Origin of the sequence: Alkalibacter mobilis (genome assembly GCF_015594845.1) — a bacterium.
Taxonomy (GTDB): domain Bacteria; phylum Bacillota; class Clostridia; order Eubacteriales; family Alkalibacteraceae; genus Alkalibacter; species Alkalibacter mobilis.
Window position 1 is genome coordinate 14038 of record NZ_JADNRK010000018.1, and the last position, 20966, is coordinate 35003.

The 20966-nt window shown below is 39.7% G+C and carries 18 protein-coding genes; 1 reads left to right on the forward strand and 17 read right to left on the reverse strand.

Annotated elements, in window-relative coordinates; genetic code table 11:
- Window positions 1-5: 5 nt before the first annotated feature.
- The 17 genes from IWB18_RS09110 to IWB18_RS09190 form a co-directional block, all read right to left on the reverse strand.
- Complete coding sequence (locus IWB18_RS09110) at window positions 6-362, reverse strand: DUF1667 domain-containing protein (RefSeq protein WP_408626612.1); 357 nt, start codon at window positions 360-362, stop codon at window positions 6-8.
- 8 nt (window positions 363-370) lie between these two features.
- Entirely contained in the window at window positions 371-1609 is a 1239-nt protein-coding gene (locus IWB18_RS09115) for an NAD(P)/FAD-dependent oxidoreductase (RefSeq protein WP_195683312.1), read from the reverse strand.
- A gap of 1 nt (window position 1610) precedes the next feature.
- The gene (locus IWB18_RS09120; protein ID WP_195683313.1) at window positions 1611-3056 is read right to left on the reverse strand and encodes an NAD(P)/FAD-dependent oxidoreductase; all 1446 of its coding nucleotides are present in this window, start codon (window positions 3054-3056) and stop codon (window positions 1611-1613) included.
- A 155-nt stretch (window positions 3057-3211) separates the two neighbouring features.
- On the reverse strand, window positions 3212-3892 hold the full coding sequence (locus tag IWB18_RS09125; RefSeq protein ID WP_195683314.1) for a FadR/GntR family transcriptional regulator: 681 nt from the start codon (window positions 3890-3892) through the stop codon (window positions 3212-3214).
- A gap of 120 nt (window positions 3893-4012) precedes the next feature.
- Window positions 4013-5185, reverse strand: a complete 1173-nt coding sequence (locus IWB18_RS09130; protein WP_195683315.1) for an NAD(P)-dependent malic enzyme — start codon at window positions 5183-5185, stop codon at window positions 4013-4015.
- Window positions 5186-5204: 19 nt separating this feature from the next.
- Complete coding sequence (locus IWB18_RS09135; RefSeq protein ID WP_195683316.1) at window positions 5205-6467, reverse strand: nickel-dependent lactate racemase family protein; 1263 nt, start codon at window positions 6465-6467, stop codon at window positions 5205-5207.
- Window positions 6468-6491: 24 nt separating this feature from the next.
- The gene (locus tag IWB18_RS09140; protein ID WP_195683317.1) at window positions 6492-7454 is read right to left on the reverse strand and encodes a transketolase family protein; all 963 of its coding nucleotides are present in this window, start codon (window positions 7452-7454) and stop codon (window positions 6492-6494) included.
- Entirely contained in the window at window positions 7451-8314 is an 864-nt protein-coding gene (locus tag IWB18_RS09145) for a transketolase (protein ID WP_195683318.1), read from the reverse strand. The genes IWB18_RS09140 and IWB18_RS09145 overlap by 4 nt, the downstream gene beginning before the upstream one ends.
- 16 nt (window positions 8315-8330) lie before the next feature.
- Window positions 8331-9569, reverse strand: a complete 1239-nt coding sequence (locus IWB18_RS09150; protein ID WP_195683319.1) for a phosphoglycerate kinase — start codon at window positions 9567-9569, stop codon at window positions 8331-8333.
- A complete protein-coding gene (locus tag IWB18_RS09155) occupies window positions 9569-10591 on the reverse strand; it encodes a type II glyceraldehyde-3-phosphate dehydrogenase (protein ID WP_195683320.1) in 1023 nt (340 codons plus the stop codon). Before IWB18_RS09155 ends, IWB18_RS09150 begins: the two co-directional genes overlap by 1 nt.
- A 115-nt stretch (window positions 10592-10706) precedes the next feature.
- Window positions 10707-11549, reverse strand: a complete 843-nt coding sequence (locus IWB18_RS09160; protein ID WP_195683321.1) for an SDR family oxidoreductase — start codon at window positions 11547-11549, stop codon at window positions 10707-10709.
- 38 nt (window positions 11550-11587) lie between these two features.
- Window positions 11588-12607, reverse strand: a complete 1020-nt coding sequence (locus IWB18_RS09165) for a zinc-binding alcohol dehydrogenase family protein (protein WP_195683322.1) — start codon at window positions 12605-12607, stop codon at window positions 11588-11590.
- A gap of 25 nt (window positions 12608-12632) precedes the next feature.
- Entirely contained in the window at window positions 12633-13928 is a 1296-nt protein-coding gene (locus IWB18_RS09170) for a TRAP transporter large permease (RefSeq protein WP_195683323.1), read from the reverse strand.
- A gap of 33 nt (window positions 13929-13961) precedes the next feature.
- Complete coding sequence (locus IWB18_RS09175; RefSeq protein WP_195683324.1) at window positions 13962-14441, reverse strand: TRAP transporter small permease; 480 nt, start codon at window positions 14439-14441, stop codon at window positions 13962-13964.
- Between the two features lie 92 nt (window positions 14442-14533).
- On the reverse strand, window positions 14534-15568 hold the full coding sequence (gene dctP / locus IWB18_RS09180) for a TRAP transporter substrate-binding protein DctP (protein ID WP_195683325.1): 1035 nt from the start codon (window positions 15566-15568) through the stop codon (window positions 14534-14536).
- Between the two features lie 71 nt (window positions 15569-15639).
- Window positions 15640-16812, reverse strand: a complete 1173-nt coding sequence (locus IWB18_RS09185; protein ID WP_195683326.1) for a uroporphyrinogen decarboxylase family protein — start codon at window positions 16810-16812, stop codon at window positions 15640-15642.
- A 100-nt stretch (window positions 16813-16912) separates the two neighbouring features.
- Window positions 16913-17923 (reverse strand): LacI family DNA-binding transcriptional regulator, encoded by a 1011-nt coding sequence (locus IWB18_RS09190; protein ID WP_195683327.1) that lies wholly within the window; start codon window positions 17921-17923, stop codon window positions 16913-16915.
- A gap of 418 nt (window positions 17924-18341) precedes the next feature.
- Between IWB18_RS09190 and IWB18_RS09195 the strand changes: the two genes are divergently transcribed.
- Window positions 18342-20963, forward strand: a complete 2622-nt coding sequence (locus IWB18_RS09195; protein ID WP_195683328.1) for a PAS domain-containing protein — start codon at window positions 18342-18344, stop codon at window positions 20961-20963.
- Window positions 20964-20966 lie beyond the last annotated feature (3 nt).

Below are 20966 nucleotides of genomic sequence, written 5' to 3' on the forward strand. Positions count from 1 at the left end.
GAACCTTAATTTACCGCATTCATTATTTCTTTTGTCGATATAACATCTACTCCTAGTCCGGCTACATCTGACAGTATGATTTGTCCTGATGCGATGGGTGCAGTACATGTCACTTTCTTTATCTCTTTCATGACATCAAATATCCTATCTTTTGGTATAGGCTCAGTCAACCTCACACTTACTAATTGTATATCTCCATTTTTTACCAATACAGATGTGGCTATGTTTCGATGCGGATCGTTTAATTCTTGATATGCAAATTTTTCTCCTCGCGGACAACGCGCTCCTTCAAGAGAAGCTATTTCATTGTTTGCAACTTCAACTTTCAGTTTGCATCCGTTTGGGCAAAGAATGCAAGTCATGCGTTTTATCATCCCACTGACACCTCCAAAGCTTTATTTGACCAAAGAGAGTCCGCATCTAATGTAATCTGTATCATCTCTGCGGGCAGTGCTTCCTCTATACATTTTGAATTTATGATTTTTCCCTCTTGCCTCACTAATATCCTGATATTTTCCTGAGGCCTTTTAACCCGCATAGATATTACGGCTTCTTGATTCAAAGCGATCTTTTGCGGCAAAACATATGTTAAACCGTCTCCTAAATTTACATCAATCAATGTTTTTTTCTCATCCTCGGAATTCAAATAGGCCACCACACCTTTTACCAACCTTTCTGCCTCTAATGATACGTAGTCCACAAGGTCGTGGACATGAAGTACATTACCTGCAGCAAATATGCCCGGTATGGTCGTTTGGTAATTGGTATCTACCACCGGCCCTTTGGTCCTTGGATCCAACTCCACTCCAGCCATTTTCGATAATTCATTCTCAGGTATAAGACCTACAGAAAGAACCAATGTGTCACAGGGATAGTATTTTTCAGTTCCTGGAATCATTTCCATATTTTCATCCACTTCAGAAACCGTAACCCCTTCCAATCGCTTGCCACCATGGATCTTTGTTACGGTGCGGGAAAGATGCAGAGGGATTTCAAAGTCGTTAAGGCATTGCTCCACGTTTCTCTCCAATCCACTTGGATACGGAAGGATCTCAAAAACTCCCTCGACTTTTGCACCTTCCAATGTCAATCTTCTGGCCATGATCAATCCGATGTCGCCGGAACCCAGTATCACCACATTTTTTCCGACCATGGTGTTATATAGATTGATATATGACTGGGCCACTCCTGCAGTATAGACACCAGCCGGCCGCTCCCCCGGTATTTGAAGAGCACCCCGGGTACGTTCCCTACATCCCATAGACAGTACGACCCCATCGGCTTTCCAAGTATGCAATCCTTCCTTTGATGCAGCTCGGATCACATGTTCATTTGTGATCTCAAGAACCGTAGTCTCGGTTATATAAGGGATTTTTCTTTTTTTTACTTCTTGAATAAATCTGTCTGCATATTCCGGACCACTTAAGGATTCTTTAAATCGAGTCATCCCAAATCCGTCATGGATGCACTGGCGAAGTATCCCACCCAGTTTTTTTTCCCTCTCTATAATCAACAGATCCTTTATGCCCATATCGTAAAGGGCCACAGCTGCAGCCAGACCTGCCGGTCCACCACCTACGATGACCACTTGCTTTAGAGTTTCGTTCATTTTATCGCACCCTCCCTGTAAACAGTTCCGATTCTTCCCGTGCATAAAGCACTTCTGTTACATCCAGGCCTTTTTCCTGTTGCAGCAATTGAGCGATTCGCATCTGGCAATACCCCCCCTGGCAGCGGCCCATCATCGATCTCGTTCTATATTTAATGCCCACCATTGTATTAACTCCCAATGGGTTATGGATAGCATCCAACACCTCAGCCTTTGACACGGACTCACATCTGCAGATAATTTCCCCATAATCGGGGTTTTCAAGAATCAATTCCTGTTGTTCTTCCGGCGTTGCTTCTGAAAAGCGACGCACTCTTTCCCTTGTGGGATCGAAATAATCCTTTAAACTTGGTTTTTCACGATCCACCAAGTGCTTAACCGCTTTTCTTGCAATAGGAAGGGCTGAGGTCAGACCAGGGGATTCAATTCCAACCAGGTTTACCGTATTTGGCACTTCCTCCCTGGCTTCTATGACAAAATCCTTCATTATGCCTTCTCTATTTAGCCACGTAGGTTGAATGCCTGCATAGTTTCGAATAAAATCTGTCCTATGAATATGAGGCCACAAAGTAGAAGCATCTTCCACCAGGTACTCCATGTTGCGCTTTTCCACCCCGTAATCTTCCAAAGACTGGACTCTGTCCGCATCTGGTCCTACAGTGACGTTGCCTTCCACCGTGGGCGTCACATGAATACCCATGTAACTGGTCGATGGTACCGGATAAACGGGCATGGGCAGCAGGTGCCCCACATTTTTGTCCAGAACTATATAATGTCCACGGGTCGCTCCCATTTCATATCTACCAATACCAAGCATCTCTGAGATTTTAACGGCTCCAAGGCCTGCTGCATTTATTATCCATTTGGCAGTGTATGATCCCGACTTCGTTTCAACACCATATGACCCGTCCTCTTTTGGATTTATGCCGGTCACTTCAGAGTTAAAGTTGAACTTTACCCCATTTTTAGCTGCATTTTCCGCAAGACCTATGGTGTATTGAAATGGATCTAAAATTCCACTCATAGGTGAGTACATAGCAAATTTCCCTTCAACTGTAGGCACCAACTCTTTAAGTCTTTTTTCGTCGATCAATTCCAGCCCCACTGCTCCGTTGATCTCTCCTATAGCCATGGTTTGCTTCAAGCTCTCCATATCCTCAGGTGTATTTCCCACTAAAACTTTGCCCGTTCTTTTAAAAGGAACATCCAGTTCCTTTGCCACTTTATCAAATTCAAGACATCCTTCTACGCAAAGGGCTGCCTTTTGGGTTCCCACCTCGTATGCGAAACCTCCGTGAATGACGGCGGAATTTCTTCCACTCATCTCAAGACAAACATCCGGATTCTTTTCCAATACCCCGATCTTTAACTGATAGTGAGACAACTCACGGGCTATTGCACTTCCTATCACTCCGCCTCCAACGATCAATACATCGTAATTGTTCAACTTTATCCTCCTTTGAAAAATATATATTTAAAACTTTATAATTCATCCCATGTTTTAGTGTTATTTTAACATACATGTCCGTTATTGTGCAAGTATTTCTATGTATCGCCGGTATATTCATCCTATGTTTGCCAACAATAAAAGATCTCACTAAATCAAGTGAGATCTTCTTCCTTTTGAAATCTTTGTATGTTGTACAGTAAATGATAGCTCATTGCCTGCTCAGCATCCACCCCACGTCTTTCTTTCACTGCCTGAAGGATTTTCCGGTGAGTCTCTATAGTCTGCTTGTATTCCTGAGCAGACACAGTTGTAGAAAAAACACGAACTCCCTGGCAAATTACCGGTATTAGATTCTTCATAACCAGGTTCTGGGTAGACTCGGCAAGTTTGCTGTGAAAAGCACGATCCTTTTCAGAAAAATCTTTTCCTTCAAAGATAAGATTTTCTATTTCCTGACAGATCCTGGTCAATTGACGATGATCTTCTTCTGTTGCGTTCTGCGCTGCCAGAGCCGCTATAGCTGGTTCTACTATGAGACGCACTTGCATTAGATCCGACACCAGCTTACGACGGTCTTCCATAAATAAAAATCCCAAAGGATCTTCCACCATCCCCGGTTTGTCTGAAATAAAAGTTCCTGCTCCCTGCTTGATCTTCAGTATATTTCTAGATGCCAGAATCCGTACTGCTTCTCTTACCGTGTTCCTGCCTACACCCAGTTGATTTGACAACTCATATTCATTCGGCAATTTTTCACCTTCGACCATGTTTTTGTCCTGTATGAACTTTAACAACTCTTGTGCCGCCTTTTCGGCCAGGGTCTTGTTTTTCATTATCTTCTCCAAACAAATCCATTATTTTCTTTATTATTACAGATTCATCATCCCATATCAAGTTAAAAAATCGTTTTACGAAATGGACTACTTACAGGCAATCCCTTTCGTTTTAAATTATTAAAGTCGAGCAACACCTGAAGCTTTGGCTGCCTTGGCTACAGCCTTTGCAACTGCATCTTTTACTCGCGAATCAAACGGAGCCGGTAAAACATATTCCGGTCTTAATTCCGAATCATCAACTAATGAGGCTATTGCCATTGCCGCTGCAACCTTCATTTCATCATTGATGTCCGACGCTCGAACATCTAGAGCTCCTCTAAAAATTCCTGGGAAGGCCAACACGTTATTTATTTGATTCTCAAAATCGGATCGCCCTGTGCCAACTATTGCTGCGCCTGCTATTTTAGCATCTTCAGGCATGATTTCCGGAACTGGATTAGCCATGGCAAAAATGATCGGTCCTTCTGCCATTGATCGAATCATATCTTTAGTGAGAACATTTGGCGCAGAAACACCGACAAATATGTCGCATCCCTTTATTGCCTCTGATAAAGTACCCTTTTGACTCTTGGAATTGGTTATCTGAGCAATTTCAAGTTTTTCATCATTTAAATCTTCACGTCCCAGGTGTATGGCCCCTTTGCTGTCACACATAACTATATTCTGCATACCAACACTAATCAAAAGCTTTGCTATTGCGATCCCTGCAGAACCCGAACCATTAATTATTATTTTTACATCTTCCTTGACTTTTCCCGTTAACTTCAATGAGTTGATTAAAGCTGCAAGCGTCACAACCGCTGTACCATGCTGATCGTCGTGAAATATGGGTATATCACATACTTCTTTAAGACGACGTTCAATTTCAAAACATCGCGGGGCAGAAATGTCTTCTAAATTTACACCGCCAAAACTTCCGGAAAGGAGTTGTACCGTCTGTACAATAGTGTCTACATCCTTTGATTTTATGCATAGTGGAAATGCATCCACATCACCAAAAACTTTGAAAAGAACGCATTTTCCCTCCATTACAGGCATGGCAGCCTCGGGACCGATATCCCCCAATCCCAGTACCGCAGTACCGTCAGTAATAACAGCCACTAAATTGCTTCTTCTAGTATACTCGTAGGACTTGTTCACATTCTTGCTAATTTCCAAACAAGGTTCTGCAACACCAGGGGTGTAAGCAATGGATAAATCATCTTTAGTTTTTACTGGAACCCTGCTCACCACTTCAATTTTTCCGTTCCATTCCAAATGTGCTTCGAGTGCTTTTTTATTATAATCCATCATCTCTTCTCTCCGTTTCTCATTTGCATTTTAATTTTGTATGAATTGGTAACGTTGATCCTCCGAAAGGCATTAATACGATTTTTGCTTTAGAACCCATTTTTTCTCGCGCTGCCTCAAGTGCCTTGTTTATATTATCGAATGGCCTGATAAAAGCTTTTTTAACCGTATCATCCGATAAATCAGTAACCATGAAAACTTCACATTTTTCCAGAATCATGGAAATTGCTGCAGCCTTATGTCCACCTAATTCAAAATGCTTTTCGATTCGTTTCACCATTGATTCAGGACTTGTTGCTTCTTCGATCCAACGTTCAAAAACTTTTTCTCCAAATCCTTCAGCACAACTTGCAATCCAGATGATCACCCCGCCATTTTTTACAGCATGTTTTGCATTATCTAAAGCTTTTTGCGCTTGGTACATGTTAATATCCTTAGGGTATCCCCCTGGCGAAACAATTACTATGTCTCCAAGTTCATCCAACCGGCATTGGTAAATCGAATCTAAAAATTTGCAACCTGCTCTGTGGGCTTTTATATGATGTCCTGCCACTGAATGGATAATCTGCTTTTTATCGTTCAAAATCACATTTAGTATAAAATCGATGGGTATAAATGAAATAGCTTCTTCAATGTCTAGTCTTACAGGATTCTTTTTCAATTCGCCAGTTTTAGCACATGAATGTGTCATTTTACTGTGATTAGCCTGAATTGCTTTTCTGTTTGAAACACCAGGCATGATTGCTTTAGCACCACCACTATACCCGGCGAAATAGTGATATTCGATATTTCCTAAACAAATCCTACGATCAGCAGTAGCTACTTCCTCAAAAATATCAACTGGCGTTCCATATGAAGTTACTCCCATATGTATACATCTTGATCCATCCGCATCCATGCACTCAACCTTTGAAAAAACATCCAACCCAACAAGTTTGATCATTTCGTCTCTTGTGTGTTTTCTATGACTACCAAGGGCAAAAATAACCTTAATATCATCTGTTTTTATCCCTTTTTTGATAAGCCGCTCTATAATTATGGGTAAAACCTCGTAACTCGGCATTGGGCGTGTTATGTCGCTGGTTATGATGACGATCTTTTCCCCAGGTTTTACAATTTCTTCTATTTTATTTGACCCAATAGGATTATCAAGAGCGTCGTTGATCAATTTATGTGTTTCTTTTTTTCTTTCAATCATCTGTGGTTTGAGTACACCTAACACATACTTTTCATCCAAAGAAATATTGACTGAATTCTTACCAAATCCTAAAGAATACTCCATACCAAGATTCTCCTTTATCTTTCATTATTTCTTCACTATTACCTTTTTTACCTCTTTGACTATATCCTCAGCCGTCAGTTCGAATCTCTTTTGTAGATAATCTACGGGCCCTACTTCCCCAAATAGATCCTTCACTCCTATCCTACCCATGGGAACCGGGCACTCCTCTATTAATACTTCTGCTACTGCCGATCCCAATCCGTTTATTATATTGTGGTTCTCTGCAGTCACTACTGCCCCAGTTTCTTTTGCACACCGCACAATCATTTCTCTGTCAATAGGTTTGATGGTAAACATGTTGACGACCCTTGCATGTATTCCGTCCTTTTCCAAAGCATCTGCGGCCTTTAAACTCTCGGAAACTAAAATCCCAGTGGAAATAATGGTAATATCTGTTCCTTCTCTTAGAAGCACGCCTTTCCCAATCTCAAACGTTGAACCTTTTTCGTAAATTTGCACTGCATTTTTTCTTAATAGCCGTAAATAATATACCCCATATACGTCTTTCAACTGGCGAATCATATCTTCCAACATAATGGAATCCACTGGCTCTATTATTGTCATCTCAGGAATTGTTCGCATAATCCCAACATCTTCAAAAGGCATATGTGTCCCACCATTAAACGCAGCTGTGACTCCAGGATCTGAACCTACTATCCGAACATTTAATTTCGCATAAGATGCAGATATAAAGACTTGATCACAACATCTTCGTGATGCAAAAGGACCAAATGTATGGGCATAGGGAATTTTTCCAGTAGCTGACAAACCAGCTGCAACACCAATCATATTAGCTTCCTGTACACCACAGTTGAAAGTTCTTTCAGGATACTTTTTTGCGAATGGAACTGTTCCTATAGAATTCATTAAATCCGAGTCTAAAACAACAACGTTTTCATCCTTCTCAGCCAAATCCATTAGAGTGGAGCAGTACACATCCTTCATCAAAATATTTTCTTTTTGTACATAATCTACCAGCTTGATCATTGCATATCCTCCCATTCTCTCTTGAGATCGGTATATCGATTTTCTAGTTCTGAAAGAGTTCGTTTACTCTGCTCCTGACTAATCGTAATATGATGGTTGAAGTACATCTCTTCAACAAAGCAGCACCCTTTTCCTTTTATTGTGTCCAATACGATCATTGAAGGTTTTCCTTTGGTTTTCTTTGCTTCATCTATAGCTTCATAGATAGCCGCAATATCATGCCCATCTATTCGTTGGGCATGCCAGCCAAATTCATGAAATTTTGCATCAAGGTCACCCAAATCATTGATTTCACAAGTCATTCCGTCCAACTGTTTTTTATTATAATCCACAAATGAAATTAGATTATCCAGCTTCTGGTGTGCAGCAAACAAAGCTCCTTCCCAAATTTGCCCCTCATCGCACTCCCCATCTCCCAAAATCAAATATGTATAATTGTCTCTTTTATCCATTCTATTCCCAAGAGCTACGCCTATAGCCGTGCTTATTCCCTGCCCCAACGATCCGGTCGTCATGTCAATTCCGACTGTTTTGTTTCGATCACAATGACTCGGCAGATTAGTTCCAGGCATATTCAATGTAAGTAATTCTTTCTTGTCAAAATATCCTTTTATTGCCAGTGCTGAATAAACACTGGGTCCCGCATGACCTTTTGATACGACAAGCCAATCTCTATCAGGCCATTTCGGATTAGCAGGATCTATTTTCATTATTTCTCCATAAAGTACAGAAAGTGTATCCACTATACTCATAGCCCCTCCTACATGTCCAAAACCAAGTTTCGCAAAAGCCTTCATTGTCTCTAAACGAATCTCTGTAGCAAAAATCTCTAATTTTTTAATTCTTTTATTTGATATCATGGTCTCATCCTTTCTTCTATTTGCCAGAATTTCTTTCCATAGCTTCCATCAGAGGCAATTTGTTTCCGGAGAGGTATCTAACCATTGCACCACCAGCTGTGCATACGTAGTCGACCTTATCAAGCTCTACGTATTTTGCAACTGCTGTTACCGTATCCCCACCGCCAATGACACTATATCCTTTTGCCATTGCCATTGCATGGGCTATTGCTTTAGTCCCATCTTCGAAACGCGGATCTTCGTATACTCCAGCTGGTCCGTTCATAAACAACATACCGGCTTTGTTAATGACTTCACAGTACTTTTTAATTGTTTCTCTCCCGATATCCAAAGTTCCAAGCTCTAACGGAAGATTCTCAACCGATATTTCTTTTCTAAACCCTTCTGAATCATATGCCAAATCAGATGGATAAAGTATTCTACCTGGATAGTTTCCCAAGTATTCTTGCGCTGGTTTTACAAAAACATCTAATGATCTATCTTTTAAAAACTGTATGTTGCTTTTTCCAATGTCATATCCTGCCGCCAAAAGCATTACTTGCCCTGTAACACCACAGGTGAGGATTTGGTCAGCATTTCCATTTTCAAGCACCTGTTTCATCATGCCAAAAGCATCAGATATTTTTGCTCCACCTAAAATAAATACACATGGCCGTATGGGATGATCCATTACCTTGTTGAGCGCATCAATTTCTTTAAAGAATAAATCTCCTGCTGCACTCGGCATAAACTCTTGAAAAGCTACCATCGATGGGGCATTTCTATGTGCTGCAGAGAAAGCTTCATTGACATAATAATCAAACAATGGTGCCAAGTTTCTTATTATGTACGTGTGCAACATTTCTTTTGCTTCAAGTTTAACTGAATCTTCGAAGGTGGATACTTCTTCAGTGAGATAGCGCAAATTTCCAAGTAGTATCACCTGACCATTCTTCAACTTTCTTATCTTTTCTATTGCGGCCGGTCCACATACATCATCAATGTATTCAACTTCAAGACCAAGCTTTTCTGTTAATTTACATGCATGCTCTTCCATGGAAATCAAGTTCTGATAGTCCAGAGTGTCTCCTTGATGAGCAATAATTGCTATTTTTGCGTTGCTTTCAACTAAATATTTCAAAGTAGGTATGCATTTATCGATTCGATTCTCATTAACAATTTTTTTAGTATCTGAATCGATTGGTGAATTGATGTCAAGTCTTAACAGCACTCGTTTATTTTCGTAATTAAAAGTGCCAAGGCTATTAATATTCATTACTTCATCCCCAGATATTTATTTGTTAAAGAGGTTCCTTCTTCTCTTGTAATTTGCATATTGAGAGCCGCACGAATACCATCTATTGTCTCTGGAATAACGACCGCCTCTTGAGGAATATTTATTGCAAACATAATGTCTTTGCCAGATTTTACGATTGTTTCTTCCCAAACTGCAATTTCATACATGTCTCCACGCATATTTCCCAAATCTCTTGCATATCTGAATAAGGAGGCATTGCCGAGAAATCCGTCTTCCAATCGGACTACACGTATTCTAGGATGATTTTGAAACAGTTCCAGTAATTGGTCTTTTGTTATGTCTTCTTTTGGTGTTGCAACCACAGTTATAATGTGTCCATGTGTTACAGGAGTGTGAACTAATATTCCTGTTGCATCTACGTGGGGCATAATCGACATCAAATCCTCTGCTTGATGACTGGGCGCCTTGTCAACTTGTAATGCATTGGTCAATCCTCGGTGATAATCCCCAGGATCTGCCACCCTCCTAATTATTGTAATTGCCAATTTTTCTAAACCAACCTTGCTATCTATACATTCTGCAGCCCGGATTAGCCCTGTCGTATTACATGAAGTCAACTTTAAAAAATCCGATCCAACACCTTTTTCGAAATTAGCATATCCGTGAAAAAATACATCGGCGACTTCATTTTTTTCGCCTCCTTGAAAAATGGCCTTCACATTGTATTTTTGATAAAGCTCTTTATTTTTCGCGCCAATTCCGGCACCGGTGGCATCCAAAACAATATCCACTTTTTCAAGCAAATCTACTAATTTGCCTTTAATTGGAATTCCCGCTTTTTCCAACGCACTTGTGTCGTCAATGGAACAATAAAGATCATATGGCATTCCTCTTTCAGCCAACGCACGCACTGATAATGTAGGAGCCACATCAGCTATACCAACTAATTCCATATCCCCTTGTTTTGCCACACCATCTGCCAACCGTTGTCCGATTACTCCGTATCCTACGACCCCTACTTTGATTTTTTCCTTTTCCATTCTTTATCACCTTTTCTTATATATTTTTTTATATTTCAAAACTGCTATTGTCGCCTTACTTTTCGGAACCGGTTCCGAAACATTCTTAAAAAAAAGAGCTGCATCTCTTTTTTTGCTATACTCCTGAATAGGCAATGAAGCCTCCGTCTACAGGAATCACCACGCCAGTCACAAATCCCGACATTTCCTTATCACAAAGATATAATAACGTCCCCACTAATTCTTTCGGTTTACCATATCGACCTGATGGGGAATGATTAATGACTCTTTGTGAGCGACTAGTCAGGGTTCCATCCGGATTCGTCAAAAGCTTCTCGCTTTGTTTAGTCAAGAAATATCCTGGAGCTATTGCATTAACTCGAATATTAACAGGTGCTAGGTGAACCGCCAAAAACTGCGTCAAATTACTCACAGCTGCTTTTGCTGCCGAGTATGCTGGCACTTGAGTCATCGGTCGATAAGATGCCATTGAAGCTATGTTTATGACTGAAGCATCTTCATGTTTGGATAATTGTGGTAAAAATGCTTGCGTCGGAATAAAAGCTCCCATTAAATTTAAATCCAAAACAAATCTAAACCCATCCGGATCCAACTTGAACAAATTTTTATCATTGAGGTCAGGGTTTTCTAAATCTTTAGGAGTCATATGTTCTGTTGTATTCCCTCTCTCATTATTCCCGCCTGCTCCATTGACCAACACCCTTATAGGTCCAATGGCTTCTTCAACCAGTGATGCTGATTTTTTTACACTTTCTTTATCAAGAACGTCACAGTAAAAAGCTTGTGCTTTACCACCACTTTCATTGATTCCCTTGGCAACACTTTCCGCAGCATCCAAATCTATATCTAAAAGAGCTACAGTAAATCCGTTTTCACCCAATCCTTTTGCCATCTCACTGCACAGTACCCCGCCTGCCCCGGTGACAACTGCCGACATGCCTTCAAAATTCAAATACATAATCCGATCCTTTCATATATCATATAATTGATGAAAAACTAATCTTTAAACTTCAACAGTACTTTGCAGTTTGTCGAAGGATTCTTATCAACCTCTTCGATTGCTTTAGCTGCATCGTCAAAATCAAATATATTGCTTATTAATGGTCGTGGATCGATCAAGCCTTTTTCAAACCATTCAATGACCCTCGGGAACTGATTCGCACTGAGTCTCGAACCGAATATCGACAATTCCTTTTTTGTAATTTGGACTTGCTTGAAAGGAACCGGTTTATCGGAAAATCCTAAAGAAACGATCCGCCCAGCGGGCAATACCAAATCAAAGAACGAAACGAAAATCTCAGGTACCCCTGCTGCATCTATTGCGACAGTAATACCATGCAAGTCGTTGTCCATTAATACTTGTTCTACAGAATTCATGTTGGAATTGACTATAAAATCTGCCCCCTGGATCTTGGCTAAATCTAATCTTTCCTGTACTAAGTCAGATATAATGACTGTGGCCCCAAGCATTTTGCAAACCATGGCGATACAAATTCCAATGGGCCCCGCTCCAGCTATATAAACTACATCTCCTTCATGTACATTTGCAAGTGAAGTGGAGTGACCTGCAATTGTAAACGGCTCAACCAAAGCAGCAATATCCCAAGAAATTTCTTTAGAAATTTTGTGCAGCCTATTTCTGTTTATCACTATAAATTCTGAAAAACATCCGTCATGGTGAGCACCTCTAGCTTTTAGATTCTCACATACATTTTCCCTTCCGATAGAGCATGGGTAACATTCTCCACAAGCTATAACCGGATTCATTATTACATGATCTCCTGGGGCAAAATCTTTAGCATTTTCTCCAACTTCCACCACTTTACCTGCCATTTCATGACCTGCAATCAATGGGTAAGCAATTCCGCTGGAAACTCCATGGTAATTGTGCATATCCGAACCACATATCCCCCCGCGCATCACCTGGACTAAAACATCCTCTGAACTTTTCAACTTTGGTTTATCTATTTCTCGCATTTCCAGTTTGAATGGTTCCACTATATAAAAAGCTTTCATATATTCCTCCATTATTAGTTATTTTTCATCCCATCAACCAATTAGGTATAAAGAGCGTAATTTGAGGTACCAAAGTAACTAAAAGCAACGATATCACTAGAACAAATATAAAAGGTAAAGACTCTCTCATATAGTCCGTTGCACGGACACCTGTAATAGATAAAGTCACATACATCATTGATCCAAACGGTGGTGTAAATCCTGCGATAGTAAGATTCAGACACATAACTATTCCAAAGTGCACCAAATCAATTCCCAGTGCCTGAACTGCAGGAACAAGTAATGGAGCCAAAAGAATCATAGCCGCTCCACCCTCAAAAAACATACCTACGATCAATAGCAATACATTTATCACCAAAAGGAGTACGACTGGACTCGATATATTAGCAATCAAAGCTTCTGAAACCAAGATTGGGATTCTTTCCCAGGAAAGATAAATTCCAAATGCATTAGCTGCTGCGATAATAAACATAACTCCGGCTGTAGCCTCAATGCTTTCCAATAAAATATTTTTAGCATCCTTCCACTTCAGCTCTTTGTAAATAAATGCACCTACAAAAATAGAATATAGTACGCTTATTGCGCCGGCCTCGGTAGGAGTGAATACTCCGAAACGTAAACCCATGATTATGCCGAATGGCAAAAACAATGCCCAAAGGGATTCTACAAAACTTTTTGCAAATTTTCCAAGTGATACTTTTTCCACTGTTGCAGGCTTATAGCCTCTATTTTTCGAAATCAAATAAACTACCAACATCAAAGAACCCATTACAATTGCACCTGGAATATATCCAGCCATAAACATTTTTGCGATAGAAACATTTGACGCAGTGGCATAAAGGATCAAAATGATCCCAGGCGGGATTATTGGAGTAATGCATGAAGATGCGGCAGTAACAACTGATGAAAAAGCGCGACTATATCCTAGTCTTTCCATTTCCGGCACTAACATCTTGGACTGCATCGCAGCATCTGCATTTGCTGAGCCGGATAAACCACCCATCATCGCACTCAAAACTACATTTACCTGAGCCAATCCGCCTGTGTATCTACCCACAATCAAATTGGCCAGATTCATTAATCGAGATGTAATACCTGAATAATTAAATACAACTCCCGCACTTGCAAAAAAAGGTATCGCAAGGTATGTAAATGACTCACACGAAGCAATCAATCTTTGGACGATCATTGCAGTCGGCATAGTAGTACCTACATAAAGAAAATAAACCAGAGTAGCTCCGATCATGGAAAAAGCTACAGGCACTTTCAAAAATAACAAGATGAACAAGACTATAATCGGAATATATACTTCAAATTCCACGATGACTCCTTTCTCGACTTAAGTCGCTGTAGACTACTCAACTGATATATTATCAGAACGCAGATTTCTAATAGCTTCGATCAAAAAACGCACCGAATATACGAACATGACCGTAAAAGCATAAACTGCTGGAGCATCAACAAATGAATACGGTATTCTCAAAGAAGCCGTCGGTCGCCCCCATGCCTGCACTGTTAAAATCACACTATAATAAATCAAAATAGCATTGACCACAGTTAAAAAAGCATAAATAAAAACTTCAACAAACTTCTGAACTTTCTCCGGAAATCTTTCTACAAGTACGTCGATAGCAACTAATGCTTGGTATTTAAAAAGCATACATATTCCAAAGAACACAACATAAGTAAAGGATAAGTATGCAACTTCCTCGGAAAAAGACATGGAATAACCAATGATGTAACGGGTAAAAACGTTTAAAGACACGAACAATATCATAAAAACAAAAGCAATGCTCGCAACCACAAATTCAAAATTTTCAAAAAATCTCTTCATTTTAATTCTCCTTATCAAAACCGGTTTGAGAATCCAATGTTTTATAAACCGATTTACAGGAGTTTAAAACTCCTGTAAATCGTCATTATTAATTAATTCAATGCTTCCATAACGCTGTCATACAAGCCTGGAGTCCATTCTGGAAACTCACTGCTTACTTTTTTAGAAGACTCAACAAAAGCATCTCTTTCAACTTCGTTAAACTTTACTCCTTCAGCTTCTAATTTTGCCCTGTAGTCGCCTTCTAGACTCTGTACGGCTTGGATTGCTACATCTGGCTCTTCAGCACCTAATTTGTCGATAGCGGCTTGAGCTGCAGGATCTAATGATTCGTAAACATCTTGAGACATTACTATCGCTGTACTTGCAATAAGATGACCTGTTAAGGAAATATTTTTGCATGGCTCATAAAGCTTAGCAGTATAAAGCAGTGACAATGGAGATTCGGCAGCGTCAGCAACACCTTGACTAAGGGCATTATATACTTCACTCCAAGCAGTGTTTGTAGGATTTCCCCCTAGTGTTAAAGCTACCTGGTTCCACATCTTTGTAGGTGCGCATCTGATCAGCAAATCTTTTGTATCGTCACGAGTCACTACTTCAGAATTCGAAATCAAATGTCTAGTACCAAAATAAACCAGGGTTACAAGATGCAAACCTTCTTCTTCTAAATCTGATACCATTCTTTGTCCAACTTCCGATTTCCACAGTTGCTTGATTTGCTCTGGACTTTCAAACAAATAAGGATGCATGAAGATCGAGAAATCTGGAACATAATCTGACAAGTGAGTTGTGTCACAATCTTGAAGAATAGGCGCCCCTTGAGATATTGCTTCAATCATATCCACTGTTTTTCCTAATGACTCGCTATAATACATTTCTGTCTCCACTGTTCCACTAGACTCTGTAGAAATTCGATCAAAAAAGTCTTCCCATCTATCATTCTCAGGGTCGGTTGCAGCTTTTACGGAGTTGAACTTCAAAACAACCGGTTCTACTTCGTTGCCATTGTCACCATTTTCACCGTCGGTTCCATCACCGTTATCTCCACTATTACCGCATGCTACAAGAGAAAACAACATTGCTACTACCAACAAAATACTCAATAACCTTCTTACCTTTTCCACTTTTTTTCCTCCTTTAATATATTTGGATTCGAAGCCTTGACTTCGCTACCAACATGAGTTTGATGAACAAATCAAATCTCCAAGGGATACTTTCCGTATTTGTACACCGTTTCAACCATTGTCAAAAAGTTTTTTGCCTTAGTTGGATATCCGATAGTATTTGAACTAGATAGGATATGACCACCACCTCTTGATGCGGCACTTATACAATCTTTAGTTGCTTTAATTACCTCTTCCGTCGTTCCATAAGGCAATGTTCTAGCACAGTCAACATTCCCCATAAGCAAAACCTTATCTCCGTATTTCTCTTTAATATAACCTATGTCCATCCCAGCACCAGGATCTACACTCTGGTACCCGTCGATGTTCATATCAAAGAAGTCGTCAGCAAACTGCATAATATTCCCATCTGTGTGTTTTAGCACTAGGACTCCGTTCTCATGACAGTAATCTCCTATAGCGTTAATTTGTGGAATCAAGTACTCTCTTATGATATTGGGAGCAAACAATGGTCCTATGCTACCAGCCCAGTCTGTTGCTATCATTACACAGTCCATGCCAATTTCGACGTATTTTTTTACTACTTCCATCGAGTACTTCAAATATGTATCACATAATCGATGTGCCAATTCCGGCTCTGTGTACATGATTTCCATAAACTTTGTATAGAAACTTCTGTAAGAAGGAATTAAATCAGGAACCTTTGCCATAAGAAACATCTCATTGCCTACCTTGTCCACCATGAACTTAGTAGATTCAAAGCAGCTGTCATCTATTTTAAACCCCTTTTTTCCCATATGATCGACATGACGCTCAATTGCATCATATTCCTCACCTTGTTTTTCTAATGAGTCTACTTCATGCACTGTGTCAGTTTCTTCTTTGTATACAAATTTAGCCCAAGAACCAGTCTCTTTGTTTACTTCTGTCCAGCTAGTTTCGGTTATATCCCTATATTCAACTTCACTTTCCTTTGGTGGATCCAATTCTGTACAAATCAAATCCATTCCGCTGTTTACAAATACATCCAGAGTATCTTGACATAACCTTTGAACATATTCGTCTCGATTTCCGGAATTGATCAATTGCATTGCAGTCTTTTTTGTCCAACCTCCTTCCCCGGTAATTGCTTCTCTCCCCAAAATTTCACTTGCTACAGTAGACATAATATGCATTTCTCCTACTGGCACGCGATCAGCTTCTTCATGTCTGTACGCGGTTAAAACCCTTTCTTTTGCGTTCATTCAATTGCTCCTTTCCTTAATTCATTTTGCTGGATTGTTTTTAGTTCAAAACCAGTAATCGCAATTTATGGAACCGGTTCCGAAAATGGCTGGAAAAAAATTATGCTTTACACCTAGTTGTAGACTCACGGATTTTCAATTCAACATCCATAGTTGTTCTATATTCAACATTTTCGTTATTTATTATTTGAATCAACTTTTCTGCTACAGCCATTCCTTTAAAATAAGCATCTTGATTTATAGTTGTCAATGGCGGATTGACATATGGTGCAAAAGGAATGTCATCAAACCCAACGATAGAAATATCATCTGGAACTTTCTTACCCGCCTCATTGACCGCCTTGATGGCACCAATAGCCATCAAATCACTAGATACAACAACAGCAGTCAAGTTTACATTCTTTAATAGTTTTTGCATAGATTCGTATCCACTTTCCAATGAATTTCTGCCCTCTTGAGTAAACGTTTCATCGACAGAAATACCCTTTTGCTTTAAAGCACTCGCATAACCTTCATATCGGTCTCGGCTACTAGCCAAGTTATATGGTCCATTGATAAATCCAATTTTTTTATGCCCAAGATTCAAGAGATGCTCTGTTGCCAAATATGCTCCTTTTGAATCATTAACGCATATGTGACAAACGAATTGGCTATTAAGTACTTTTGAAGCAGATACCAAGGGCATGGCCATATCAACCAATTCATCTATTTGATCATAATCCTCACAACTGGGACTAATCAAGATTATTCCATCAGCTCTTTGTTCTTTGGCAATATCTACATATTTTCCATCATCAGAAAAAGACAATAGCAATTGATAATTGTTGGCATTTGTCATTTGAGATACGCCTCTAAGTATTTCCGAGTAATAAGGATTAGAAAATACGTAACTGGCATCGTGAGGAATCACCGCGCATATTGTATTGCTTTTTTTATTTGATACTGCTTTTGCATAGGCATTAGGGTAATAATTATACTTCTTAATGATTCGCTCGATTTTTTCCCTGCTTTCAGCTTTCACATCAGGTTTATTATTCAATACTCTAGATACTGTTGTTTTTGATACGCCAGCCATTTTTGCTATTTGTGTTATGTTGATTCTGGATTTCATAGATTTATGTACCTCATGCTTATTTTTTATAATTTATATGCAACCGGTACCGTAACCGGTTTCATGTGTTTATTTTAACTCTGAAACCCCCGAATTGTCAAGATGTTTTATAAAACTATTTGCTTTTATCAATTTTTAACCATACGTTTTTTCAATTAACAGCTTTCTTAAACATCCCTTTACTTCATTTCCACAGTTGCAAAAGTGTACTAATAGTGCTGGATCGATATCTATTGGGCTATATTTTATTTAAAGTTTACAATTTTAGTAAGGTAAATAACCCCTGATTTATGTTATTATTATGTCAAGTCAGATTAAAACATCTAAACCAAATCATTCTTTAGATGTTAAATTTCGGGGTATATAATCGACAATATTTATTTTGCGGTTCAATTTTGCGCCTGTTGGAGGAATAGTATTGAAAGAGAATGAACGTATGATAAAAAATAATGATAGACCGTCTTTGGATTTAAACAGGGAAAAATACGAATCCATTGTCTCCATATCGAATATCGGAGTATGGGAGTACCACGTTGACCGCAATTATCAGTGGTGCAGTCCCGAATATTTCACCATGCTCGGATATGATCCAAATGATTTTCCCCTTACAGATGACAACTTAAGTCTTGTCTGGACAGATTTGTTGCATCCCGAAGATCGAATCGAAGCTGTGCGTACTTTTGAAAACTTCTTGATAAATGACCAGATAGTTTCTTATGATGCCTACTTTCGACTTAAAAAAATTAGCGGCACTTGGTCCTGGATCAGAGCCAGAGGTAAATTTCTAGACCTTGAAAGCGCAAAAATAGTTGTGGGGACACATGTAGACGTTACCGAATTGATGGAATCAAGAAACAGGATCAAAAGCGAACATTTGAAACTGGAAAACATCATAAGCGGAACTAATGCCGGGACATGGGAGTGGAATGTACAGACTGGACAATTGTTCATCAACGAAAGGTGGGCTGAAATAGCGGGATACTCCAAAAATGAACTTGAACCCACCAATCTTGACACCTGGGTAAATTTAGTTCATCCCCAGGATCTTGAAATTGCAATGAAATCCATCAACGATACATTAAATAAAAAATCTTCTTATTATCAGGTAGAATATAGAATTTTGCATAAGGACGGTAGCCACATATGGATAGATGACAGGGGCAAGGTAGTCACCTGGACAGAAGACGGAAAACCCTTGTGGATGTTGGGTACTCATATCGATATTACTGAAAAAAAACAGTACGGTGAAGCTTTAGAGCATTCCCACGATCTGATGAGATACATCATCGAACACAATCGAAGCGCAGTGGCCGTTCACGATAAAGACTTGAATTATCTATACGTCAGCCAGACATATCTGGACCGGTACAGAGTATCTGAAAAAGATGTCATAGGCAGACATCATTACGATGTATTTCCGGACTTGCCTCATAAGTGGAGGGAGGTACACCAAAGGGCTTTAAAAGGTGAAGTTATAAGTGCCGAAGAAGATCCCTACGTAAGGGAGGACGGATCCGTTGACTGGACCAGGTGGGAGTGCAGGCCCTGGTATGACAAAAGTGGAAAAACCGGCGGCATAGTTGTGTATACTGAAATAATAAACGAACAAAAGGAAATGGAACAACTCATACTGGAAGAAAAGGAACTCTTCAAAACGACTTTGCTATCCGTTGGTGACGGAGTCATATCAACTGACAAGAACGGCAATATCAAAGTGATGAACCCCATAGCCGAAAAACTTACGGGGTGGTCTCAAAACCAGGCATACGGAAAACCCCTGGATTTGGTTCTTGATATCATAAATGAAAATACCCGGAAAATTTGTGAAAATCCCGCCCAAAAGGTTCTGGAAACGGGAAACATAATCGAAATGGCCAATCATACCATTTTGATATCTAAAGACAAAAAGGAGATCCCCATCGAAGACAGTGCCGCCCCCATAAAAGACAAGGACGGAAATATAACAGGTGTCGTAATTGTGTTTAGAGATTTCACCGACAAGCGGGAAAAAATCAAAGAAATAGAGTTTTTGAGTTTTCACGACCATTTAACGGGACTTTTTAACAGAAGATATATTGAAAATATTATTCCCCAATTGGACAAAAAAGAAAACTTTCCACTGACCTACATGGTCGTGGATGTAAACGGACTTAAATTGACCAACGATGCATACGGGCATCAAATGGGGGATAATTTATTGAAGCTGGTTTCAAATATTCTTAAAAGGACCTTTGACGATAGCGCAGTTATCGGAAGGATGGGCGGAGATGAATTTTGCGTGATACTGCCCGGAGTAAATGAGACCGGAGCAACTTATTTGAAAAGACGCATAAATGCAGAAGCCTCGTGTGCGAAGCTTGATTCCCTTATCGTATCATTGGCCACAGGTTTTGCAACCAAAAATGTAGAAGATGAAAAGTTCGAAAACATCATGCTGCTGGCCGACAACAACATGTATAAAGACAAAATGAAATTCGGAAAAACCATGCGAAGCAGAACCATTGAAACAGTGCTTAGAAACATCAACTTTAAATACGACCAAGAGCAGATCCATACTGAAAGGGTATCCCAATACTGCGAGGCTATCGCCATAGCAATGGATTTTAGAGCTGACGAGGTTGCAGATATAAAGACTGCCGGTGTACTCCACGATATTGGGAAGATCATGGTGCCTCCCGAACTTTTAAATAAATCTGAAAGGCTGACAGAAGAAGAATTCGAAATAATAAAAAGGCATCCGGAAATAGGATACCAAATTCTAAAATCTGTCGACGAGTACGCAACCCTTGCCGAAGTAGTTCTGTACCATCATGAGAGATGGGACGGAAGCGGTTATCCCGAAGGTCTGAAAGGTGAAGAAATCCCATTGTTTTCAAGAATCATATCAGTTGCCGATGCCTTTGAAGCCATGACTGCAAAACGATCTTACCAAGCCACAAAAACTGTGGAGGCAGCCTTGGATGAATTGTCAAAAAATTCTGGTTCTCAGTTTGATTCTTTCGTGGTTGATACATTCCTTAAAATAATCAGACCCCAATAAAGT

Excerpts from the sequence above, each read along its gene's own strand:
- IWB18_RS09110 (WP_408626612.1), bottom strand. The coding sequence starts at position 362 with ATGACTTGCATTCTTTGCCCAAACGGATGCAAACTGAAAGTTGAAGTT.
- IWB18_RS09115 (WP_195683312.1), bottom strand. The coding sequence starts at position 1,609 with ATGAACGAAACTCTAAAGCAAGTGGTCATCGTAGGTGGTGGACCGGCA.
- IWB18_RS09125 (WP_195683314.1), bottom strand. The coding sequence starts at position 3,892 with ATGAAAAACAAGACCCTGGCCGAAAAGGCGGCACAAGAGTTGTTAAAG.
- IWB18_RS09130 (WP_195683315.1), bottom strand. The coding sequence starts at position 5,185 with ATGGATTATAATAAAAAAGCACTCGAAGCACATTTGGAATGGAACGGA.
- IWB18_RS09135 (WP_195683316.1), bottom strand. The coding sequence starts at position 6,467 with ATGGAGTATTCTTTAGGATTTGGTAAGAATTCAGTCAATATTTCTTTG.
- IWB18_RS09140 (WP_195683317.1), bottom strand. The coding sequence starts at position 7,454 with ATGATCAAGCTGGTAGATTATGTACAAAAAGAAAATATTTTGATGAAG.
- IWB18_RS09145 (WP_195683318.1), bottom strand. The coding sequence starts at position 8,314 with ATGATATCAAATAAAAGAATTAAAAAATTAGAGATTTTTGCTACAGAG.
- IWB18_RS09150 (WP_195683319.1), bottom strand. The coding sequence starts at position 9,569 with ATGAATATTAATAGCCTTGGCACTTTTAATTACGAAAATAAACGAGTG.
- IWB18_RS09155 (WP_195683320.1), bottom strand. The coding sequence starts at position 10,591 with ATGGAAAAGGAAAAAATCAAAGTAGGGGTCGTAGGATACGGAGTAATC.
- IWB18_RS09160 (WP_195683321.1), bottom strand. The coding sequence starts at position 11,549 with ATGTATTTGAATTTTGAAGGCATGTCGGCAGTTGTCACCGGGGCAGGC.
- IWB18_RS09165 (WP_195683322.1), bottom strand. The coding sequence starts at position 12,607 with ATGAAAGCTTTTTATATAGTGGAACCATTCAAACTGGAAATGCGAGAA.
- IWB18_RS09175 (WP_195683324.1), bottom strand. The coding sequence starts at position 14,441 with ATGAAGAGATTTTTTGAAAATTTTGAATTTGTGGTTGCGAGCATTGCT.
- IWB18_RS09185 (WP_195683326.1), bottom strand. The coding sequence starts at position 16,812 with ATGAACGCAAAAGAAAGGGTTTTAACCGCGTACAGACATGAAGAAGCT.
- IWB18_RS09190 (WP_195683327.1), bottom strand. The coding sequence starts at position 17,923 with ATGAAATCCAGAATCAACATAACACAAATAGCAAAAATGGCTGGCGTA.